Annotated in this window: 4 protein-coding genes; 3 read left to right on the top strand and 1 reads right to left on the bottom strand. The window is 40.4% G+C overall.

All coding sequences use genetic code 11. The features are described from left to right. Both AB685_RS27245 and AB685_RS27240 read left to right on the top strand, forming a co-directional pair. Positions 1 to 550 (top strand): iron-containing alcohol dehydrogenase (locus tag AB685_RS27245; RefSeq protein WP_047973732.1); only part of this gene is annotated, 550 nt, incomplete at its 5' end. A gap of 62 nt (positions 551 to 612) precedes the next feature. Next, entirely contained in the window at positions 613 to 2,067 is a 1,455-nt protein-coding gene (locus tag AB685_RS27240) for a CoA-acylating methylmalonate-semialdehyde dehydrogenase (RefSeq protein WP_047973731.1), read from the top strand. Positions 2,068 to 2,127: 60 nt separating this feature from the next. Here the strand turns inward: AB685_RS27240 and AB685_RS27235 are convergent, their stop codons facing one another. Next, on the bottom strand, positions 2,128 to 2,490 hold the full coding sequence (locus tag AB685_RS27235; protein WP_047973730.1) for a hypothetical protein: 363 nt from the start codon (positions 2,488 to 2,490) through the stop codon (positions 2,128 to 2,130). 135 nt (positions 2,491 to 2,625) lie between these two features. On the opposite strand from AB685_RS27235, the gene rlmD reads away from it, so the two are divergent. Next, positions 2,626 to 4,044, top strand: a complete 1,419-nt coding sequence (gene rlmD / locus AB685_RS27230; protein WP_047973733.1) for a 23S rRNA (uracil(1939)-C(5))-methyltransferase RlmD — start codon at positions 2,626 to 2,628, stop codon at positions 4,042 to 4,044. The last annotated feature ends 194 nt before the right edge of the window (positions 4,045 to 4,238 follow it).

The raw sequence follows: 4,238 nt of genomic DNA, 5'->3' as shown, positions 1-4,238 counted from the left end.
TCACCTGGCGCTTTCTGCTATTAAACTCATTACAGAAAATATTCTAGAAGCTTACCATAATGGGGCGAATATTGAAGCAAGAGATAAAATGATATACGCATCAATGCAGGCTGGTATGGCCTTTTCTAACGCATCAGTGTGTTTAGTACATGGAATGTCGAGACCATTAGGTGCCTTGTTCCATGTTCCTCATGGAATCTCTAACGCGATGCTATTACCAGCCATTCTAGATTATACCAAGGATGCTTGCCAAGAGAGATTAGCTGAAATCGGTCGATTCTTATACCCAAATATGAAAGGGGTTACAGAAAAGGAACTTGCCAATGCAGTCGTTTCTCATATATTACGCCTATGCCATCAACTAAATATACCTAATATTAAAACATGGGGTGTAGAAGAACAAAAGTTTGAAGCTGCATTAGAGAAAATGGCAAAGGATGCGCTTCTTAGTGGAAGTCCAGCTAACAACCCAAAAGTACCAGATGAAAAAGAAATTATTTCTTTATATAGACATGCTTATACGTTTGAGTATTCGCTTAAAACCGTGTAAACATGGGCAACAACTGATTACTTTTTATCTTTTAAACTATAACTATAAAAGGAGTTTTTCTTATGACAGTGCAAACAACAGCTTTATTAAAGAATTTTATTAATGGCGATTGGTTAGCATCTAAATCTTCTGAAGTCGAAATTGTACCAAACCCTGCAAATGGTGAAGAAATTGCACGTGTRCCATTATCAACAAAAGAAGATGTAGACCTAGCGGTGAAAACCGCTAAAGAAGCTTTTAAAACATGGAAGAAGACTCCTGTGCCAAAAAGGGCACGTATTTTATTTAAGTATCATCAGTTATTAATGGAACATTATGATGAGTTAGCTCGTCTTATTACGAAGGAAAATGGGAAATGCTATGACGATGCTTATGGGGAAGTTCARCGTGGRATTGAGTGTGTTGAGTTTGCAGCAGGTGCACCTAGCCTTATGATGGGAGAGGTACTGCCTGATATTGCTACAGATATAGAGTCTAGTATGTWCAGATATCCTGTTGGGGTAGTAGGAGGGATTTCTCCTTTTAACTTCCCGATGATGGTTCCTTGTTGGATGTTCCCACTAGCAATCGCTTGTGGTAATACCTTCATTCTGAAGCCTTCTGAGCGTACGCCATTGTTGGCACAACGATTAGTAGAGTTATTTGTTGAAGCAGGGTTGCCAAAAGGTGTCTTAAACTTAGTTCATGGTGCACATGATGTTGTAAATGGCTTGCTTGAACACAAGAATGTCGATGCGATTTCTTTTGTTGGCTCGCAACCAGTAGCTGAATATGTATATAAGACTGGCGCTGGRTATGGCAAGCGAGTACAAGCTCTTGCAGGTGCTAAAAATCATTCAATCGTTTTAGCTGATTGCGACATGGAAAAAACAATTCAAGGGATTGTTGGAGGAGCTTTTGGTAGTGCCGGCCAACGGTGCATGGCAACTTCCGTCGTGGTTGTTACAGAGGATATTGCTGATACCTTGATTTCAAAATTAACAACAGCGGCTGATCAGTTAGTTTTGGGTGATGGCTGTGATACATCTGTAAATCTTGGTCCGGTCATTCGTCAATCTCATTTAGACAAAGTACACCAAGCAATTGAAGAAGGAATCGAAGAAGGCGCAACCTTAGTTCGAGATGGACGTAAGGATGGACAAGACTTAGATGGGTACTTCTTAGGAGCAACGATTTTCGATCATGTTACAACAGAAATGAACATCTGGAAAAATGAAATATTTGCTCCTGTGTTATCGATTGTGCGGGTGAAGGATTTAACAGAGGCCATTGAAGTTACCAACGAGTCAGACTTTGGGAATGGCTCAGTACTCTATACGGATAGTGCAAAAGCTGTTCGTCAGTACCGTGAGGATATAGAGGTCGGCATGCTTGGTGTGAACGTCAATGTCCCAGCACCAATGGCCTTCTTCCCATTCTCTGGATGGAAAAACTCTTTCTATGGCGATTTACACGCTAATGGGAAAGATGGAGTAAACTTCTATACGAAAAGAAAAATGATGACGGCTCGTTATTAATTATAAGTAGGATAGGTAAACGTAAAACCACCCGTCTATATGTGTAGACGGGTGGTTTCTTTAACTTGCTAAACTTTCCTCACCGATAGCTGATGCAATCGTTTCTAAGGTGGTTACGTCTGTTACATCAAAGGCAATCGGTTGACGAGTACGTACAACCAACATACCGGTTTCTTCTCCTGCAGCATTTTTAATTGGGAATTTTAGTTCACCGTTACATTCCCACTTTAGATCATCTTCAAGGCAAGAAGCTGCTACTAGCTTATGATCTAGCTTTTCATACATATAGATCCCTACCCAATCGATGTACGGTACTTGTTCAACAAGGCTTTCCACCGTTTTATCAAAAATCGATTGCAGGCTAGCACGTTTGTATACATGAGCCATGATTTGTAGGGATGCAACATCTGTTGGTATAGACACGAACAATCTCTCCTCCGTTATGTGATTCCTTCATTTATTCTATCAGAGATAACAGGTGAATCGACCTAGTAAGTTTAGGAAGAATGGGTGATACATGCTATAATAGGAGCCGGAAAAGAGGACGGAGTTGATAACATGAAATCATCACATAAAAAATACAATAAAAGTCCATCAAAGGATCAGCAGTCAGTCCAATTAAAAGTTGGTCAACAGATGCCATTAACGATAAAACGCCTTGGAATAAATGGAGAAGGTGTAGGCTATTTCAAGCGGAAAGTAGTCTTCGTACCAGGTGCTCTTCCAAACGAAGAAATTGTTGCCGAGGTAACAAAAGCTGGGGCGAGGTTCACAGAAGCAAAAATTGTGAAGATCCGCAAACAATCAAAAGAGCGAATTGAGCCACCTTGCCCAATTTACGACCAGTGCGGAGGGTGTCAGCTGCAGCATATGGAATACGCAGCAACATTACGGGAGAAACAAGATATTATTAGGCAAGCTTTTGAACGGCACACAAAACTTAAGATGGAAAAGCTCGTTATTCAACAAACCATTGGTATGGATGACCCGTGGTACTACCGTAATAAAAGCCAGCTGCAAGTATCTAAAAAAGATGGGCGTGTGATTGCGGGACTGTACGCGATGAACTCTCATAAGTTAATCGATTTATCTGCTTGTATGGTCCAACATAAGGCAACGAACAAAGTGACGAGAGTGATGAAACAAATTTTATCAGACTTAAATATTTCGATTTACGATGAACGTAAGCATCAAGGGGTCATTCGCACGATTGTTACACGAGTAGGGTTTGAGACTGGTCATGTACAAGTGGTGTTGGTAACGAATGAAAAAGAAATTCCAAGAAAAGATGTCTTGCTTGATGAAATACAAAAGCGTTTGCCTGAAGTTAATTCGCTTATGCAAAATATTAATGGGAAGAAAACCTCGTTAATCTTTGGTGAGGAAACGGTTCATCTTTCGGGAGAAGAAGTAATTGAAGAGAAGCTAGGCGATATTTCCTTTGAACTATCCGCCAGAGCTTTCTTTCAACTAAATCCTATTCAAACAGTTAAGCTCTATAATGAAGCAAAACGTGCAGCAAAGTTAACAGGTACTGAAAAAGTGGTGGATGCTTATTGTGGAGTAGGGACGATCGGCTTGTGGTTAGCGGACGGTGCTTCTGAAGTTCGAGGGATGGATGTGATTGAGGCTTCGATTATTGATGCAAGAGTAAATGCTGATAATCATGGCTATAAGCATTTCACCTATGAAGTAGGCACAGCGGAAGAGTGGCTACCTAAGTGGGTAAAAGAAGGGTGGAAACCAGATGTCGTTGTGGTGGATCCACCACGAACAGGCTGTGATGAGGAGCTATTAAAAACACTTGTTGAAGTGAAGCCAAAACGTGTGGTCTATGTTTCGTGTAATCCATCTACTTTAGCTAAAGACATTGAGTATTTACGAACCAAGGGATTTAAGGTTGAAAATGTTCAACCAGTTGATATGTTCCCATGGACAGCACAGGTTGAGACAGTCGCGTTGATAGAGTTGARATAGCTTGTTATCAATAGGTTTAATGGATTTTAGATAAATATTGAAGTGTGTTTTATGTTCCCTCGGACTATATTGGTTTGAGGGATCTCTATTTATGGRGGTCTTACTCAGTTGGTGGTTAAAATTAGAACACCCCAAAAGAGGAGCAAAGAAGAAATATTGTTCTCTTGCATGTAAACGAGATTGGGAAAGAGATA

This window comes from Bacillus sp. LL01 (assembly GCF_001037965.1).
This window is presented reverse-complemented; position numbering and strand designations above follow the sequence as displayed.